General features: G+C 66.4%; 16 protein-coding genes. 13 read left to right on the plus strand and 3 right to left on the minus strand.

Annotated features, from left to right (window positions below):
• Positions 1–3: 3 nt before the first annotated feature.
• The 3 genes from pgsA (at position 4) to VUN84_05950 (ending at position 1,783) form a co-directional block, all read left to right on the plus strand.
• Entirely contained in the window at positions 4–645 is a 642-nt protein-coding gene (gene pgsA / locus VUN84_05940; protein XAS65201.1) for a CDP-diacylglycerol--glycerol-3-phosphate 3-phosphatidyltransferase, read from the plus strand.
• Positions 642–1,190: a CinA family protein gene (locus tag VUN84_05945; GenBank protein ID XAS65202.1), complete on the plus strand. Its 549-nt coding sequence runs from the start codon at positions 642–644 to the stop codon at positions 1,188–1,190. The genes pgsA and VUN84_05945 overlap by 4 nt, the downstream gene beginning before the upstream one ends.
• Positions 1,191–1,330: 140 nt before the next feature.
• The gene (locus tag VUN84_05950; GenBank protein XAS65203.1) at positions 1,331–1,783 is read left to right on the plus strand and encodes a helix-turn-helix transcriptional regulator; all 453 of its coding nucleotides are present in this window, start codon (positions 1,331–1,333) and stop codon (positions 1,781–1,783) included.
• A gap of 140 nt (positions 1,784–1,923) precedes the next feature.
• On the opposite strand, the gene VUN84_05955 is transcribed toward VUN84_05950, so the two are convergent.
• Positions 1,924–2,433 (minus strand): MarR family winged helix-turn-helix transcriptional regulator, encoded by a 510-nt coding sequence (locus VUN84_05955; protein XAS65204.1) that lies wholly within the window; start codon positions 2,431–2,433, stop codon positions 1,924–1,926.
• Between the two features lie 44 nt (positions 2,434–2,477).
• Between VUN84_05955 and VUN84_05960 the strand changes: the two genes are divergently transcribed.
• From VUN84_05960 to dapF, 6 genes are all read left to right on the plus strand, one after another.
• On the plus strand, positions 2,478–2,696 hold the full coding sequence (locus VUN84_05960; GenBank protein XAS65205.1) for a DUF3046 domain-containing protein: 219 nt from the start codon (positions 2,478–2,480) through the stop codon (positions 2,694–2,696).
• 261 nt (positions 2,697–2,957) lie between these two features.
• A complete protein-coding gene (recA, locus tag VUN84_05965; protein ID XAS65206.1) occupies positions 2,958–4,010 on the plus strand; it encodes a recombinase RecA in 1,053 nt (350 codons plus the stop codon).
• Between the two features lie 220 nt (positions 4,011–4,230).
• A complete protein-coding gene (locus VUN84_05970) occupies positions 4,231–4,716 on the plus strand; it encodes a regulatory protein RecX (GenBank protein ID XAS65773.1) in 486 nt (161 codons plus the stop codon).
• A gap of 39 nt (positions 4,717–4,755) precedes the next feature.
• Positions 4,756–6,321: a tRNA (N6-isopentenyl adenosine(37)-C2)-methylthiotransferase MiaB gene (gene miaB / locus VUN84_05975; protein XAS65207.1), complete on the plus strand. Its 1,566-nt coding sequence runs from the start codon at positions 4,756–4,758 to the stop codon at positions 6,319–6,321.
• A gap of 33 nt (positions 6,322–6,354) precedes the next feature.
• Complete coding sequence (gene miaA, locus VUN84_05980) at positions 6,355–7,281, plus strand: tRNA (adenosine(37)-N6)-dimethylallyltransferase MiaA (protein ID XAS65774.1); 927 nt, start codon at positions 6,355–6,357, stop codon at positions 7,279–7,281.
• A 22-nt stretch (positions 7,282–7,303) separates the two neighbouring features.
• Positions 7,304–8,260 (plus strand): diaminopimelate epimerase, encoded by a 957-nt coding sequence (dapF, locus tag VUN84_05985; protein XAS65208.1) that lies wholly within the window; start codon positions 7,304–7,306, stop codon positions 8,258–8,260.
• On the opposite strand, the gene VUN84_05990 is transcribed toward dapF, so the two are convergent.
• Entirely contained in the window at positions 8,241–8,855 is a 615-nt protein-coding gene (locus VUN84_05990) for a methyltransferase (GenBank protein XAS65209.1), read from the minus strand. The two genes, dapF and VUN84_05990, sit on opposite strands and share 20 nt — an antisense overlap.
• Positions 8,856–9,316: 461 nt before the next feature.
• Between VUN84_05990 and hflX the strand changes: the two genes are divergently transcribed.
• Both hflX and VUN84_06000 read left to right on the plus strand, forming a co-directional pair.
• Positions 9,317–10,885, plus strand: a complete 1,569-nt coding sequence (gene hflX / locus VUN84_05995; protein ID XAS65210.1) for a GTPase HflX — start codon at positions 9,317–9,319, stop codon at positions 10,883–10,885.
• Positions 10,878–12,959 (plus strand): ATP-dependent DNA helicase, encoded by a 2,082-nt coding sequence (locus VUN84_06000; protein XAS65211.1) that lies wholly within the window; start codon positions 10,878–10,880, stop codon positions 12,957–12,959. The genes hflX and VUN84_06000 overlap by 8 nt, the downstream gene beginning before the upstream one ends.
• Positions 12,960–12,982: 23 nt before the next feature.
• Here the strand turns inward: VUN84_06000 and lexA are convergent, their stop codons facing one another.
• Positions 12,983–13,732, minus strand: coding sequence for a transcriptional repressor LexA (gene lexA, locus VUN84_06005; protein XAS65212.1), 750 nt, complete (start codon positions 13,730–13,732; stop codon positions 12,983–12,985).
• A 359-nt stretch (positions 13,733–14,091) separates the two neighbouring features.
• On the opposite strand from lexA, the gene VUN84_06010 reads away from it, so the two are divergent.
• Positions 14,092–14,565, plus strand: a complete 474-nt coding sequence (locus tag VUN84_06010; GenBank protein ID XAS65213.1) for a LysM peptidoglycan-binding domain-containing protein — start codon at positions 14,092–14,094, stop codon at positions 14,563–14,565.
• A gap of 78 nt (positions 14,566–14,643) precedes the next feature.
• Positions 14,644–15,762 (plus strand): histidinol-phosphate transaminase, encoded by a 1,119-nt coding sequence (locus VUN84_06015; protein ID XAS65214.1) that lies wholly within the window; start codon positions 14,644–14,646, stop codon positions 15,760–15,762.
• Positions 15,763–15,794: the final 32 nt, after the last annotated feature.

Raw genomic sequence — 15,794 nt, forward strand, 5'->3', positions numbered from 1 at the left:
AAAGTGACTAGCGCCGAAGCAAACAGACCCGGATCCCCGCCTCGGATCTGGAACCTGCCAAACGTCCTGACGATGCTGCGAATCGTCATGGTGCCGTTCTTCGTCTGGTTCCTCATCCTTGATGCGCCCGGACTGGCGGCCCAGAACGGGCTGTGGCGTTGGGTTGCCGCGGCGACCTTCGCCGTTGCAATCTACACGGACAAACTCGACGGCGACATCGCCCGCAGCCGCGGACTCATCACCGACTTCGGCAAAATCGCTGACCCCATCGCGGACAAGCTCCTGATTGGGTCGGCCCTGGTGATGCTTTCGGTGCTGCAGGAGCTGCCCTGGTGGGTGACGATCCTGATCCTGGTCCGCGAATGGGGTGTCACCGCGCTGCGCTTCATCGTGATCCGCTACGGTGTGATGCCCGCGTCCCGCGGGGGCAAACTCAAAACCGTCATCCAGACCCTCGCGATCTTCCTCTACGTCCTTCCGCTTGCCCCGGTCGCGCCGTGGCTGGGAGGGGTGGCCTTTGCCGTCATGATGGCGGCCCTGGCGATCACCGTCTGGACCGGCGGCGAATACGTTGTAGAAGCCCTCAAACTGCGGGCCAGCGGCATCCGGACCCGGCAACAAAACACCCAGGAAGGCAGGCCATGACCAGTATCCACCGCTCCGGCGAGCGGCCTCCTGTGACCACTGCGCACCATGCGACAAACCTGCACCACCTGGCCGAAGAAGCAGTCACCGGGGCCATCGGCCGTGGCGTCACGGTCGCCACGGCCGAATCCCTGACCGCCGGCATGCTCGCCGCCGTGCTGGCGGACACGCCCGGCGCATCCGGAATGCTCCAGGGCGGTGTCGTGTCCTATCAGAACAGTGTCAAGGCCGACGTGCTGGGCGTTTCCCGGGAACTGCTGGACACCGTCGGAGCCGTCGATGCACGGGTTGCTGAGGCCATGGCTGAGGGAGCCCGCAGGATTTGCGGTGCCGACATTGGGATCTCCACCACGGGCGTCGCCGGACCCGAGCCGCACGCCGGCAAGGACGTCGGCTCCGTGTACATCGGCGTCGCCACCGCGGACGGCTCGACGGCGTACAGCTACAGCTTTACGGGCAGCCGGCCGGAAATCCGCGGACAGGCGTGTGCCGCGGCGCTGGAACGCCTGCTCGAAGCTCTGGCCCCGAAGGCTACCGGAGCGTAAAGTTGCCGGGAACAAAACATGATTCCTGTTAGTTGTTACATTGTGTCGTCTCCGAATAAGCGAGGCGCCTAGGATGAAAGCATCATCAGTGTCCGCTCTGACCAGCGGGCCCGACACAAAGAGGGAGCAAGGCGATACAGATGGTAAAGCAGCCCGTATCCGTTAACGGCGTTGTCCGCTGGAAGGATGTGGGCCTCGCCGATCAGGCTAAGAGCGAACAGAAGGAGCGCAAGATGGTTGTACTTCGTCACGAAATTGGTGATGTACTTCGCGATGTCCGCCAACGCCAAGGCCGTACCCTCCGCGAAGTCTCGCACAGTGCCCGCGTTTCCCTGGGCTACCTGAGTGAAGTGGAACGCGGCCAGAAGGAAGCCTCCTCTGAGCTTCTCTCCTCGATCTGCTCGGCCCTTGAGGTTCCGCTCTCCAGCATGCTCCGCGAAGTCAGCGACCGCGTCGCCGTCGCCGAGGGAGTCGCAGTGCCGGACACCGTTCCCCAGGAGTTCGCGGCGCGTTACGGCCGTGACCTGGACCGCGAGCTCAGCTCCGACCTCAACGACGAGTTGGCCACGGGCCTCCTCTCCGGGGCCCGCTAGCCCCGCTACGTTACTACTGGACAAAAGACCCCGGCGGTGTGCCGGGGTCTTTTGCGTGCCCCGTCTTTTGCGTGCCCGGCATGACGCGGTCCCGGCACGACGCGCTCCCGCCATGACGCGCTCCCGCCGGACGGAACACCCTAGCGGGGTTCGTCCCGGGGGAATCCGTCGTGCTCGTAGGTGGCGTTGAGTTTAGCGAGCGAGCTGGAGAGGTTCCGCAGCTCCGACGTCGGCCATTCGCCCAGGCGATCGCGGAACACTTCGCGCCGCGCGTCCTGCACCTCGTGCATCCTCTCCTCACCCGTGGGCGTCAAGCGGATCATCTGAGCCCGGCCGTCGAGCGGATCAGCCTCCTTGGAAACCAGGCCCAGGCGTTCGAGAAAGGCGACCTGCCGGCTCACCGACGGTTTCCCGACGCCGATGCTGGACGCCAGATCCGTCAGGCGCATGGCGCCCTGGTGGCGGATGACGGAGAGCAGGCCGTACGCGGCCGGTTCCATGTCCGGGTGTACCTGGCGGGAGAGATGATGGGAGATCGAACGCGCACGGCGCCACAGCAGGCTCAGCTGGTGTTCGACGGCGGTCAGCGCCGCGTCGGTGGACTCGTCAGTGCCGCCGGGGATCCCAGGGCCATCGGCGGGGTTGCTCATGGCAACCATTCTAGAGTCACGCCGCACCGTGAGAGACTCGAGGGGTGCGAATCAGTGACTTTTGGCGCCTTATGGACGATGAATTCGGAGCCGGGTACTCCCGGGTTCTCAGCAGCTCCCTGGTCCTGGCGGGCGTCGGCAGCCGGACCGCGGACCAGGCCCTAAGCGCCGGTGTGGCGCCCCGGCAGGTCTGGCTCGCCCTGTGCGAGGTCCAGGATGTGCCGCCGGAGCGCCGGCTGGGCCGGGACGTCAAACCGCGCTGACACGCCGGACCGATTGTTCGAATATCTGTTCGGATGGGACTATGCTTTTTTCAGAGCGTTTTCCACATACGCGCGGCGGGCGGGCACCGTTGTCAGTGGGTGGCAGTAGCTTCAGTACTGACCGAAATACTCTTTCCAAACTTGATATGACCACTGATCACGAACAGTCATCACCAGCGCTGATCACAAGCGCTGATCGCGAACACTCCACAGGGCCTGCAACGGCCCATCTCCAGCGAGAAAGCATTAGAGGTGTGAACCATGGCCGCAGCCCCGGATCGCCAGAAAGCGCTCGACGCAGCGCTTGCCCAGATTGACAAGCAGTTCGGCAAAGGCTCGGTAATGCGCCTGGGCGACGAAGTCCGCGCGCCCATCGAGGTCATTCCGACCGGCTCCATCGCCTTGGACGTCGCCCTCGGAATTGGCGGACTGCCCCGCGGCCGCGTCGTGGAAATCTACGGACCGGAATCCTCGGGTAAGACCACAGTGGCGCTGCACGCCGTCGCCAACGCCCAGCGCCTGGGTGGCATCGCCGCCTTCATCGACGCCGAGCACGCCCTGGACCCGGAATACGCCGCCAAACTGGGCGTCGACACCGATGCGCTCCTGGTCTCCCAGCCGGACACCGGCGAGCAGGCCCTGGAGATCATGGACATGCTGATCGGTTCCGGGTCCCTTGACGTCATCGTCATCGACTCCGTCGCAGCCCTGGTTCCCCGCGCCGAAATCGAAGGCGACATGGGCGACAGCCACGTGGGCCTGCAGGCGCGCTTGATGAGCCAGGCGCTCCGCAAGATCACCGGCCGGCTGAGCCAGACCAAGACCACCGCCATTTTCATCAACCAGTTGCGTGAAAAGATCGGCGTCTTCTTCGGCTCTCCGGAGACCACCACCGGTGGTAAGGCGCTGAAATTCTATGCGTCGATCCGCATCGACGTCCGCCGGATCCAGACCCTGAAAGAGGGCGCGGACTCCGTCGGTAACCGCACCAAGGCCAAAATCGTCAAGAACAAAATGGCGCCGCCCTTCAAGATCGCCGAGTTCGACATCATTTACGGCCAGGGCATCTCGCGCGAGGGCGGCATCATCGATATGGGCGTCGAGCACGGCCTGATCAAGAAGTCCGGCTCGTGGTTCACCTACGACGGAGACCAGCTGGGCCAGGGCATGGAAAACTCCCGCCGCTTCCTGCGGGACAACCCGGAACTGGCGGCCGAACTGGAACGGCTGATCAAGGAAAAACTCGGCGTCGGAGTGAAGGCTCCAGCCGAGGCCGAGGCATCCCCGAAGCTGAAGGCCGTTGACGGCTTCTAACAGCCGGCGGCGCCAGGGGGCAGGATCCCCGTCAGGGGACGCTGACCCCGGCTTGGCCGACGGCGCGGGGCCTGGCGCCGGGCCTGGCGCCAGGCCTGACGATTGGTCCGGCGACCGGCCGGAGCGCCGGCCCGGCACCCGGCACGGGAAGGGGAACCGTCGCGCGGGTCCCACCACCGAACAGGACGTCGACGCGGACCCGGCGGCGGTCGCCCGGTCCATTGTCCTGCGGCAACTGACCAGCTCACCCAAAAGCCGGCTGCAGCTGGCCCGCAAGCTCACCGAGCGCAACGTTCCGGACGACGTCGCCGAGGCCGTCCTGGACCGCTTCGAGGAAGTGAAACTCGTTGACGACGCAGAGTTCGCAGACCTGTGGGTGCGGTCCCGGTCGCAGAGCCGCAAGCTTGCCAAAGGTGCGCTCCGGCGGGAACTTGCCGAGAAGGGCATCGATACGGAGATTGCCGCTGTCGCCTTGGAGCAGCTCAGTGACGAGGATGAGGCATCCGCGGCCCGCGAGCTGGTTCAACGCAAACTCCGGGGCGTCACCGGATTCGAGGACCGGGCCCAGCGGGACAAAACCACGCGCCGCCTGGCGTCGATGCTTGCGCGCAAGGGCTACCAGCCCGCCCAGGCGTTCCGGATCGTGGGCGAGGTTTTGGACGAAGCCGTGGCCGGTCCCGGTGCCGGCTTCGAACCGGAATTTTGAGGACGCCCCGGCGCCGCGTCGACCCGGTACCCTTAACAGGTGAGTTTGACCATTCCCTCCCCAGCAGCCACCACTCCTTCCATAGCCGCTGATTCAGCGGCCGGCGCCGCATCCGGGCTCCCGAAGCCCCGCACCTACCAGGTGCGCACGTTCGGGTGCCAAATGAACGTGCACGACTCCGAGCGGATGGCCGGGATGCTCGAAGCCGCCGGCTACGTGCCCGCAGCCGGCGAACTTGCCGACGTCGTGGTCTTCAACACCTGTGCCGTGCGGGAGAACGCCGATAACAAGCTTTATGGCAACCTCGGCATGCTGGCGCCCGTCAAGGCCGCCAACCCCGGAATGCAGATCGCCGTCGGAGGCTGCCTGGCGCAGAAAGACCGCGAGACCATCGTCAAGAAGGCACCCTGGGTGGACGCCGTGTTCGGCACCCACAACGTGGGTGCCCTCCCGGCCCTGCTGGAGCGGGCGCGCCACAACAACGAAGCCCAGCTCGAAATCCTCGAGTCGCTCGATGTCTTCCCCTCCACGCTGCCCACCAAGCGGGACTCGGTCTATTCCGGCTGGGTCTCCATTTCAGTCGGCTGCAACAACACCTGCACCTTCTGCATCGTCCCTGCCTTGCGCGGCAAGGAGAAGGACCGCCGCCCCGGTGACATCCTGGCCGAAATCCAGGCCCTCGTCGCCGATGGAGCCATTGAAGTGACCTTGCTGGGCCAAAATGTGAACTCCTACGGCGTGGAATTCGGCGACCGGCAGGCGTTCTCGAAACTGCTGCGCGCCTGCGGCGACATCCCCGGCCTCGAGCGGGTCCGGTTCACCAGCCCGCACCCTGCCGCGTTCACTGACGACGTCATCGACGCCATGGCGGAAACCCCGAACGTTATGCCGCAGCTGCACATGCCGCTGCAGTCCGGTTCCGACAAGGTTCTCAGGGACATGAAGCGGTCCTATCGATCCACCAAGTTCCTCGGCATCCTGGACAAGGTCCGCGAGAAGATCCCGCACGCAGCGATTTCCACGGACATCATCGTTGGCTTCCCGGGCGAGACCGAGGAGGACTTTCAGGCAACGCTCGACGTCGTGGAAAAATCCCGCTTCGCCACCGCGTTCACGTTCCAGTACTCCAAACGGCCCGGAACGCCTGCCGCGGAGCTGCCTGATCAGCTGCCCAAGGCAGTGGTGCAGGAGCGCTTCGAACGCTTGACTGCCCTGCAGGACAGGATCGCCGCGGAGGAGAACGCCCGCCAACTCGGCCGGCGCGTTGAGGTTATGGTCACGGCCCACTCCGGACGCAAGTCCGAGGAAACGCACCGGCTCTCCGGCCGCTCCCAGGACCAGCGGCTCGTGCACTTCTCCGTGCCCGCCGGCGCCGAGGCACCCCGGCCCGGCGACCTCGTCACCGTAACCATCACCGAGGCTGCAGCCTTCCACCTTGTCGCCGATCCTGTGTCCGCGGAGGACTACAGCTTGCGGCGCTCCCGCGCCGGCGACGCCTGGGACAGGTCCCAGGCGGATTCCTGCGGTGCGCCGGCGCCGGTGTCCACCTCCGGCACCACGGGGGTCTCCCTGGGCATGCCCACCCTGCCAAGCCGCAGCCGCTAGGCCGTGTCCGCCCAGCAGGGTTTTCCGGCGGAGCTGCCCACGGCGGACGGCGCCCTCCCGGGACCGCCGGTGATCGCCGTCGTCGGGCCAACCGGTTCCGGAAAGTCCGATCTCGCCGTCACACTGGCGCTGGAGCTCGACGGCGAGGTCATCAACGCCGATTCCATGCAGTTCTACCGCGGCATGGACATTGGCACCGCCAAGATCACCAGCGCCGACCGCAGGGGAGTGCCGCACCACCTCCTGGACATCCTGGACGTGACCGCGGAAGCGTCCGTCTCGGACTTCCAGCAGCAGGCCCGGGCGCTCATCGCCGACATCCACGCCCGCGGCAAGCGCGCCATCCTCGCCGGTGGTTCCGGGCTGTACGTCCGTGCCGCCCTGGACGTCCTCGAATTTCCGGGCACCGATCCTGCCATCCGGCGCCGGCTCGAGGCGGAACTCGAAGCCGGCGGGTCTGCGCCTCTGCGGGCGCGGCTGGAACGTGTGGACCCGGTCTCCGCCGGCCGGCTCGGCGACGCGCGGCGGATTATCCGTGCGCTTGAGGTGTTCGAGCTGACCGGGCGGCCCTTCAGTTCGTTTATGCCCACCCGCGAGTACGTCCAGCCGGCAGTCCAGCTGGGGCTGGACGTCGACCGGGCACAGCTCCGGGAACGTCTCGCAACCCGCGTGCACACCATGGTGGACAGTGGGTTGCTCGAAGAGGTCCGGGCGCTCGACGGCGCCGGGCTTCGGCTCGGCCGGACCGCCCCGCGCGCCCTCGGCTACGCGCAGTTCCTCAAAGTTCTCGACGGCGAAACGGATGTAGCGCAGGCTGCGGAGGAAACGATCGTTGCCACCCGGCAGTTCGCCCGCCGCCAGCTCACCTGGTTCCGCGCCGACCCCCGCATCCACTGGCTCGACTGGCATGACCCGGCCCTTCCCGCCCGGGCAGCCGCGCTGAGCCGCGGTACGCGGTGACCCGGGACGGTAACCTTGGATCATGGACGAAACCCTGGCCGTGGCCCCTGACCGCACCTCATCCGGTGACACAGCAGCCTTGCGCGGACTCAAATTTTCCAAAGGCCACGGCACGGGCAACGACTTCATCCTGCTGGCCGATCCCCACGGCACACTGGACGTCACCGCCGAACAGGTCGCCGCCCTGTGCGACCGCCACCGCGGCATCGGCGGAGACGGACTGATCCGTGCCGTGCCGTCCCGCCTGCTCGCCGAGGGCCGGGAACTGTTGGCCCACACCCCGGATGCTGCATGGTTCATGGACTACCGCAACGGTGACGGTTCGCTGTCTGAGATGTGCGGCAACGGCGTCCGCGTCTTTGTCCACTTCCTCCTCACCGAGGGCCTTCTCGAGCTTCCCGCCGGAGAGTCACTGACCATTGGCACCCGGGCGGGGGCCAAGCGGGTGGTCCGCACTGCTGCCGGCTACGCCGTGGACATGGGCCCCTGGGAGTTCATTTTTCCCGGCGAAGCCACCGGCCGGGCCATGGACTCACTGGTCAGCGCGGCAGGGCTGGACGTCGCGCGGCCGGCCCTGTCCGTCAGCATGGGAAACCCGCACACCGTCGTGGCGCTGGCGGAGATCGCCGAGCTGGAGGCCACCGAACTCTTCACCGCACCGCACGTTGATCCAGCCCCGCCGCTCGGCACCAACGTCGAGTTCGTGGTCCCGTCGGAACCCCTGGTGCATGAGGGGGTAGGAACCATCACCATGCGCGTTCATGAACGGGGCGTGGGGGAGACGCAGTCGTGCGGGACCGGAGCGTGCGCCGCGGCCGTCGCCATCCGCCATTGGGCCGGCCAGGGCGCGCCCGATGTCTGGAACGTCCACGTACCGGGCGGCGTGGTCGGGGTGAAGTTCTTCCTCGGTGCGGAGGGCCACGAGCACGTCGAGCTCAGCGGTCCCGCGGTCATCGTCGCTAGTGGGATGCTTTCCTGACCCGAAGGATCCGGAAAGACTTCGAGGTGCTCTCCCGGGTCACGGTAAAGCTGCTGTCCAGCTCCGCTGCGAGCCAGCGCTGAAGGGAATCCGAGCCCAGGTTCTTCTGCACCACGAGCCAGGCCGAGCCGCCCGGCGCGAGCCGCGGCAACCACAGGAGCAGCAGGGCATGCAGTTCGTCTTTGCCGATCCGGATGGGCGGGTTGGACCAGATGGTGTCGAAGCGGAGCTCCGGGTCGATGGCGTCTGGGGTGCAGGCAGTGACGTTCCGCAATCCCAGCAGTCCCGCGTTTTCGTTGGTCAGGGTCACGCACCGCTCGTTGACATCCACAGCGTAGACGTGGGAATGCGGTGCCCGCAGGGCCATGGTCAGCGCGATCGGACCCCAGCCGCAGCCGATATCCAGCAAGGCGCCCTGCGGCGCGGGGGCCGGAGCTTCCGCCAACAGCACCGCAGTACCCTTATCGACGCCGTCAGGGCTGAAGATCGCCGAGGACGTCTGCAGCTGCCGGGGTTCGCCGGCCAGCTCCACTGTCAGTGGCTTGCGGGTGAACGGTCCGGCAGGCCGGGCGCTGAAATAGTGTGCAGACTCCATAACTGCCCAGATTAGTTGGCCGCCGGGCTCAGGCGAAACCAGGGCCGGGCGGCGGAAGCTGCCGGGACGTCTGCTAGGCTTAAAGACATGCTCTCGAACTTCAAGTAGCCGGCACGGGTCTTGTCCCGTCCCCGCAGCGACGCAGGTAGTTACCTTCCGCTCAGTGCGCCATCTCCGACTTTTCCGTAATGGAATTTTCTACCGGCGCCCCGAATTCCTTGAAGTCCGGCCGCGCCGGCAAGGCGCAGCCCGGCGGAGCGTTCCTTCCTCCTACAGGCCAGACGGCCTCATCATTCCCCACCGCACAAGCTCCCCCGCGGAGCCCACTCTCCGCCCGGCACCGCTGCCGCAGGCATCCCAGGAGGCCCGTTTTGACCACCAGTCGTCAGCCCAGCGCGAATACCGCCCCGGACAGCTCGGATCCGCACTATTCTGAAGTTGCCAAACCTCTAAAGGAGACCATGACCAGTCAGCCCAACACCGGACCCGATTCAGCAGCCCAGGACATGAGTCCTGCGGAAATCCAGGCTGTCATCGACCGGATCCTCGCCAAGGACACCCCTGCACGGAAAGCGGCCCCCGCTGCCGGCGAGCCCTCATCGGTGCTCGGCAAGGCGCAGGCAATCTCCGGGCTGAACGAGGAACACAGCACCTTCGACGGTGACCAGCAGGACCTTGAGGAACGCCACGCCCTGCGTCGCACCGCCGGGCTGTCCACCGAACTCGAAGACGTCACCGAGGTCGAATACCGGCAGTTGCGCCTGGAGCGTGTCGTCCTGGCCGGCCTCTGGACCGAAGGCACCCTCGCGGACGCGGAGAACTCGTTGCGCGAACTTGCCGCCCTCGCCGAGACCGCCGGTTCGGAGGTCCTCGACGGCATCGTCCAGCGCCGGGCCAAGCCGGACCCCGGGACCTTTCTCGGTTCCGGCAAAGCCCAGGAGCTCAAGGACATCGTGATGTCCACGGGCGCGGATACTGTCGTCGTCGACGCCGAACTGGCACCCTCGCAGCGCCGCAGCCTGGAAGACATCGTCAAGGTCAAGGTCATCGACCGCACCGCCCTGATTTTGGACATCTTCGCCCAGCACGCCAAGAGCCGCGAGGGTAAAGCCCAGGTGGAACTGGCCCAGCTCGAATACCTGCTCCCGCGCCTGCGCGGCTGGGGCGACTCGATGTCGCGCCAGGCCGGCGGCCAGGTGGGCGGTGCCGGTGCCGGCATGGGTTCGCGTGGTCCCGGCGAAACCAAGATCGAACTGGACCGCCGCCGCATCCGGACCAGGATGGCCAAACTGCGTCGCGAAATCGCCGCCATGAAGCCCGCACGGGAGACCAAGCGGGCCAACCGCCGTCGTCATGCCGTGCCGTCCGTAGCGATCGCCGGATACACCAACGCGGGCAAGTCCTCGCTGCTGAACCGGTTGACCGATGCCGGTGTCCTGGTGGAGAACGCGCTCTTTGCCACCCTGGACCCGACCGTACGCAAAGCGGAAACTTCGGACGGGCTGGGCTACACCCTGGCCGACACCGTCGGTTTCGTACGTTCGCTGCCCACCCAGCTCGTGGAGGCTTTCCGTTCCACCCTGGAGGAAGTCGCCGACGCGGACCTGATCCTGCACATCGTGGACGTCTCCCACCCGGACCCGGAAGGCCAGATTGCCGCCGTCCGGGCGGTGTTCAGCGAAGTCGACGCCCGCAAGGTGCCGGAAATCATCGTCCTGAACAAGGCCGACGCCGCGGACCCCTTCGTGATTGAGCGGCTCAAGCAGCGCGAACCGCGCCACGTTGTGGTCTCGGCGCGCACGGGCGAAGGCATTCCGGAACTGCTCAAGGCCATCAGCGAGGGCATCCCGCGGCCCAGCGTGAAACTTGAACTGATGATCCCGTACAACCGTGGGGACCTGCTGAGCAAGCTGCATGAAACCGACGCCGAGATCCTCAGCCTTGACCACGAGGAAGCGGGCACCCGTGCCGTGGTGATGGTGCGCGAAGGTTTCGCCGCTGAACTGGATTCCTTCATCAGCAATGACTGAGGCGGCGGTGAGCGGAGCGGACACGGACCCAGGCAGCAAGGGCGGGGGAGAGTTCGTTATTGAACTGCTCGACCGTGCCGTGTCCGGCATGGGCGGCCAGAGCCGCGAGGGCCAGCACGAAATGGCCCGGCAGGTGGCGCACGCGATTGACAGCGGCGACCACCTGCTGGTCCAGGCCGGCACCGGCACAGGTAAGTCCCTCGCGTACCTGATCCCGCTGATCGCGCATTCCCTGGTCAGTGAGAAGCCCACCCTGGTCTCGACGGCTACGCTGGCCCTGCAAACCCAGATTGTCGGCCGGGACCTGCCCCGGCTGTTGAAAACCATCACGCCGGCGCTGGAACGGCCCGTTAAGATCGCCCTGGTCAAGGGCCGCTCCAACTACGTGTGCCGGCACAAGCTCGAGGGTGGCTTCCCTTCCGAAGAACCCTCGGAAGGGCAGCTCTTCTCGCTCGGCGAGGACACCTCCGTGCCGCACTTTGCTGCCGCCATGGGCGGGCCATCCTCCCAGCTCGGCAAGGAGGTGGTCCGGCTTCGTGAATGGGCTGAGGACACCGTCACGGGAGACCGCGACGAACTCCTGCCCGGGGTCACGGACCGTGCCTGGCGGCAGGTGTCCGTCACGTCCATGGAGTGCCTCGGCGCGCAAAAATGCCCCCTGGCGGCGGAATGCTTCAGCGAGCTGGCCCGGCAGAACGCCGCGGACGCCGACGTCGTGGTTACCAACCACGCCATGCTGGCCGTCAGCGCCTTCGAGGGCCTTGCCGTGCTGCCGGAATACGACGTCGTGGTGGTGGATGAGGCCCACGAGCTCCAGGACCGGGTGACCGGAGCCGTCTCCGGGCAGCTCTCCGTCGCGATGGTCCACGCTGCGGCGTCCGGAGCCCGCAAGCACACCGGCATCACGGTGGACGCCCTGAACAATGCCGCGTCCAACCTCGAACTCGCCATCGAGGGCGTGCCCAGCGGACTGATGCCCAACGGCCTCAACAGCGAACAACTCGACTGCGTGGACCAGTTGCGGGATGCCTGCCGTGCTGCGCTCTCCGACTCAAAAGGGGACAGCGCCAACACGGTCGACGGCGGCCGGCAGCTCGCGCGTTCCCGCCTGATGGTGATCCTGGAACTTTGCGAACGGCTGCTCGCGGCGCGGGAGAACCGCGAGGTGGTCTGGTTTTCGCGCAACAGCACCTTCGACCCGCAGCAGGGGTACTCCCAGCCGGACGAGTCCGCGCCGGCCCTGGTCAATGTCGCGCCGCTGAGCGTCGCCGGCCGGCTCCGCGAGGGCCTGTTCGCCGACCACACCGTTATCCTGACCTCGGCCACCTTGGCGATCGGATCCGCCTTCGAGCCCGCGGCCGGAGGCCTCGGGCTGCTCGGACCCGGTGCGCCCAGCTGGACCGGCATCGACGTGGGCTCACCCTTCGAGTACCCCAAGCAGGGCATCCTCTACGTCGCCAAACATTTGCCCAAGCCTGGCCGCGGCACCTCACCTGAGGCCCTCGATGAGCTTGAAAAGCTGATCCGCGCCTCGGGCGGCGGCGCTTTGTGCCTGTTTTCCTCCCGGCGTGCCGCCGAGGACGCCGCCGAAGCCATGAGACCACGGCTGGACATGACCATTCTCTGCCAGGGTGACTCGACGATGACGGCACTCGTGAAGCAGTTCGCCGACGAACCGGACACCTGCCTCTTCGGCACCATGTCCCTGTGGCAAGGCGTCGATGTGCCGGGAACGGCCTGCCGTCTGGTGGTCATCGACCGGATTCCCTTCCCGCGGCCCGATGATCCCCTCATGACGGCCCGGTCCCGCGCGGTGGCCCAGGCCGGCGGCAACGGATTCATGAGTGTTTCCGCAACCCACGCCGCGATCCGCCTGGCCCAGGGCGCAGGCCGGCTCATCCGCACAACAACAGACAGGGGAGTCGTGGCAGTGCTGGATTCCCGGTTGTCCACTGAGCGCTACGGAGGATTCCTTCGGGCCGCCCTGCCGCCGTTCTGGCCGACTACGGATCCGGCGATAGCCCTCGCGGCCCTGGAACGGCTCGGAAAAAAACCCGGCCAGTCCGCAGACTGACCGGGTAGTTCGGGCGCGATGCCCTAAAGGGAGCGCATCACCGAGACGACCTTGCCCATGATGACCGCGTGATCGCCAAGGATGGGTTCGTACTGGGTGTTCTGCGGCAGCAGCCAGGTGTGGCCATCGCGCTGACGGAACGTCTTGACGGTGGCTTCGTCGTCCAGCAACGCCGCGACGATGTCGCCGTTGACGGCGTCGCCCTGCTGGCGTACCACCACCCAGTCACCGTCACAGATGGCGGCGTCGATCATCGAATCCCCGGCGATCTTGAGCATGAAGAGCTCGCCGTGGCCCACCAGCTGGCGGGGCAGTGGCATGACATCTTCCACGACCTGGTCGGCCAGGATCGGACCGCCCGCGGCGATCCGGCCCACCAGCGGCACCATGGCCGTGTCAGTTGCGCTTGCCAGCTCCGATACGGACAGGCCGCCGACGGTGCGCAGGGAACCAGACGTCGCCACCCCCGAAGTCTTCGTGGTCCCCTCATCCAGGGTCAGCGGTATCAGCACTTCCATGGCCCGGGGGCGCTTGGGGTCACGCCGCAGGTAACCGAGCTTTTCAAGCTGCGAAAGCTGGTGGGTGACGCTGGACAGGCTCGCCAGACCCACGGTGTCACCGATCTCGCGCATCGACGGCGGATAGCCGTTGTCCGTCACGGACCGCTGGATGGTTTCCAGGATCTTTCTCTGCCGGACGGTAAGGCTCTTGGGTGGCCGGGCCGCCTGCGGGCCCCGTGCAGGGGCCCTGCCGCCAGTGGCTTGTGCTGCCATGTTCGCCAACGCCTTTCCGTTCCGCCCGGCCACCGTGGCTGCGGCTGCCGGGAACTTCCGGCCTGAAATGTCAGACCCTGCTGATCAACTGCAGAAGTGGTTGTTCTTGAACACAAACGTAGGCCAGCCGCACCGCTTTTTCAAACATTTGTTCTAGCGAGTCTCGACAATGTTCGTTCATAAGTGCTAAAACAGAACAAGCGGGATTCGAATATGTGTTCTAGTTGAACACACGTATTTGGCCGGACGCGGGGAGAACCCGGCGCATCGTTCGGTTCTTTGTTCGAAGATTAGGCCGGTTGGCGGCGAGTACGTGGAGTACGCCGGGCGGCACAGTAAGGTCCAGGAGGGCTCAGTTCATGTCAGCATCAAGCGCGTTTTCCACCACATTGGCCCGCGGCGCATCCGGGCACGACGGCAGGCGCGAGGCCGCGGCCTCGATCAGCAGGCTCAGCCCCGCAGCTCAGAAAGCCCCGAGCGGCGTGCCCGCCTCCACCCGCCGCGGAGCCCGAACCACACAGGCACCGCTGAAGCTCACGCGGCGGGGACGCTTTGTCTTCATCGGCGTGCCGCTGATCCTGCTGGCCGCCCTCATCCTGTCCTTCAGTGGATTCTTCAATGCACCCGCCAAGGCCGCGGAGTCTGCTGCCGAACTCTCCCCCACCCCCTCGGTGACTGTCACGGTGCAGCCCGGTGAGTCCTTGTGGGCCATTGCCCGCTCGGTGGCCCCGGAACGGGATCCCCGAGACGTCGTCAGCGAAATCATCGAGCTGAACAATCTGGAGGCATCCCAGCTTGAGGCCGGCCAGGCCCTCTTCATTCCGTCGAAGTAGTGCCAGGGAACCCTGCCGACCCGGCCCGGTGGAGCACGTGGTTTCCCGGGTTGCGGCCGCGTCACTTAAACTAGGGACGTGACTGATCAGCTAGAGCGACTGAACCGACTTCCCCTTCGGACCAACTTGCGCGGCCTGACGCCGTACGGTGCGCCGCAGCTGGACGTTCCCATCCTGCTCAACGTCAACGAGAACTCCCATGGCGTTCCCGCCGAGGTCCGCGCCGCTATCTCCGAAGCCGTCACGATCGCCGCGGCGGGCCTGAACCGATACCCGGACCGGGAGTTCACCGAGCTGCGGGAGGCACTGGCGGAGTACCTCGGCCATGGACTGGGTGCCCGGAACATCTGGGCGGGAAACGGGTCCAACGAGGTCCTCCAGCACATCCTCCAGGCGTTCGGCGGACCCGGACGCACCGCGCTCGGGTTCCCTCCCACGTACTCCATGTACCCGCTGCTGGCTGCCGGCACGGACACCGAGTACATCGTCGGGGTCCGCGCCGGGGACTACGGCCTCAGCGCCGCATCGGCTGCCCGCCAGGTCAGGGAACTCCAGCCGAATATTGTCTTCCTTTGCTCACCGAACAACCCCACCGGCACCGGGCTTGGCCTGGACGTCGTGGAGGCCGTCTACGCGGCCGGTGACGCCAGCCAGACCATCGTGATCGTCGACGAGGCGTACCACGAATTCGCCCACGACGGCACGCCCAGCGCCCTGACCCTCCTCCCGGGCCGGGAGCGGCTGATCGTCTCGCGCACCATGAGCAAGGCCTTCGCCCTTGCCGGCGCCCGGGTCGGCTACATGGCAGCAGCACCCGAGGTCACCGACGCGCTGCGGCTGGTTCGGCTTCCGTACCACCTCTCAGCCATCACCCAGGCAACAGCGCTGGCAGCCCTCCACCACCGGGTTGCACTCATGGCAGACGTCAAGGACATCATGCGACAGCGGGACAGGATCGTCACCGAACTGCAGCGGATGGGGCTCAAGCCCGCCGTCTCGGATTCTAACTTCGTCTTCTTTGGCGGCCTCGAGAATCCGCATGAAGTTTGGCAGAGGCTGCTCGATGCCGGGGTGCTCATCCGGGACGTCGGCATTCCGGGGCACCTGCGGGTGACCGCCGGAACTGAGACGGAAACCACAGCCTTCCTCTCAGCCCTTGAGCGGATCCTGGCCGGCCGTGCAGTGCAGCCCGCCTAGACTTAACACCGGACATTCACATTGCCTGCCTG

It is taken from the genome of Micrococcaceae bacterium Sec5.8, assembly GCA_039636775.1.
Classification (GTDB): domain Bacteria; phylum Actinomycetota; class Actinomycetes; order Actinomycetales; family Micrococcaceae; genus Arthrobacter.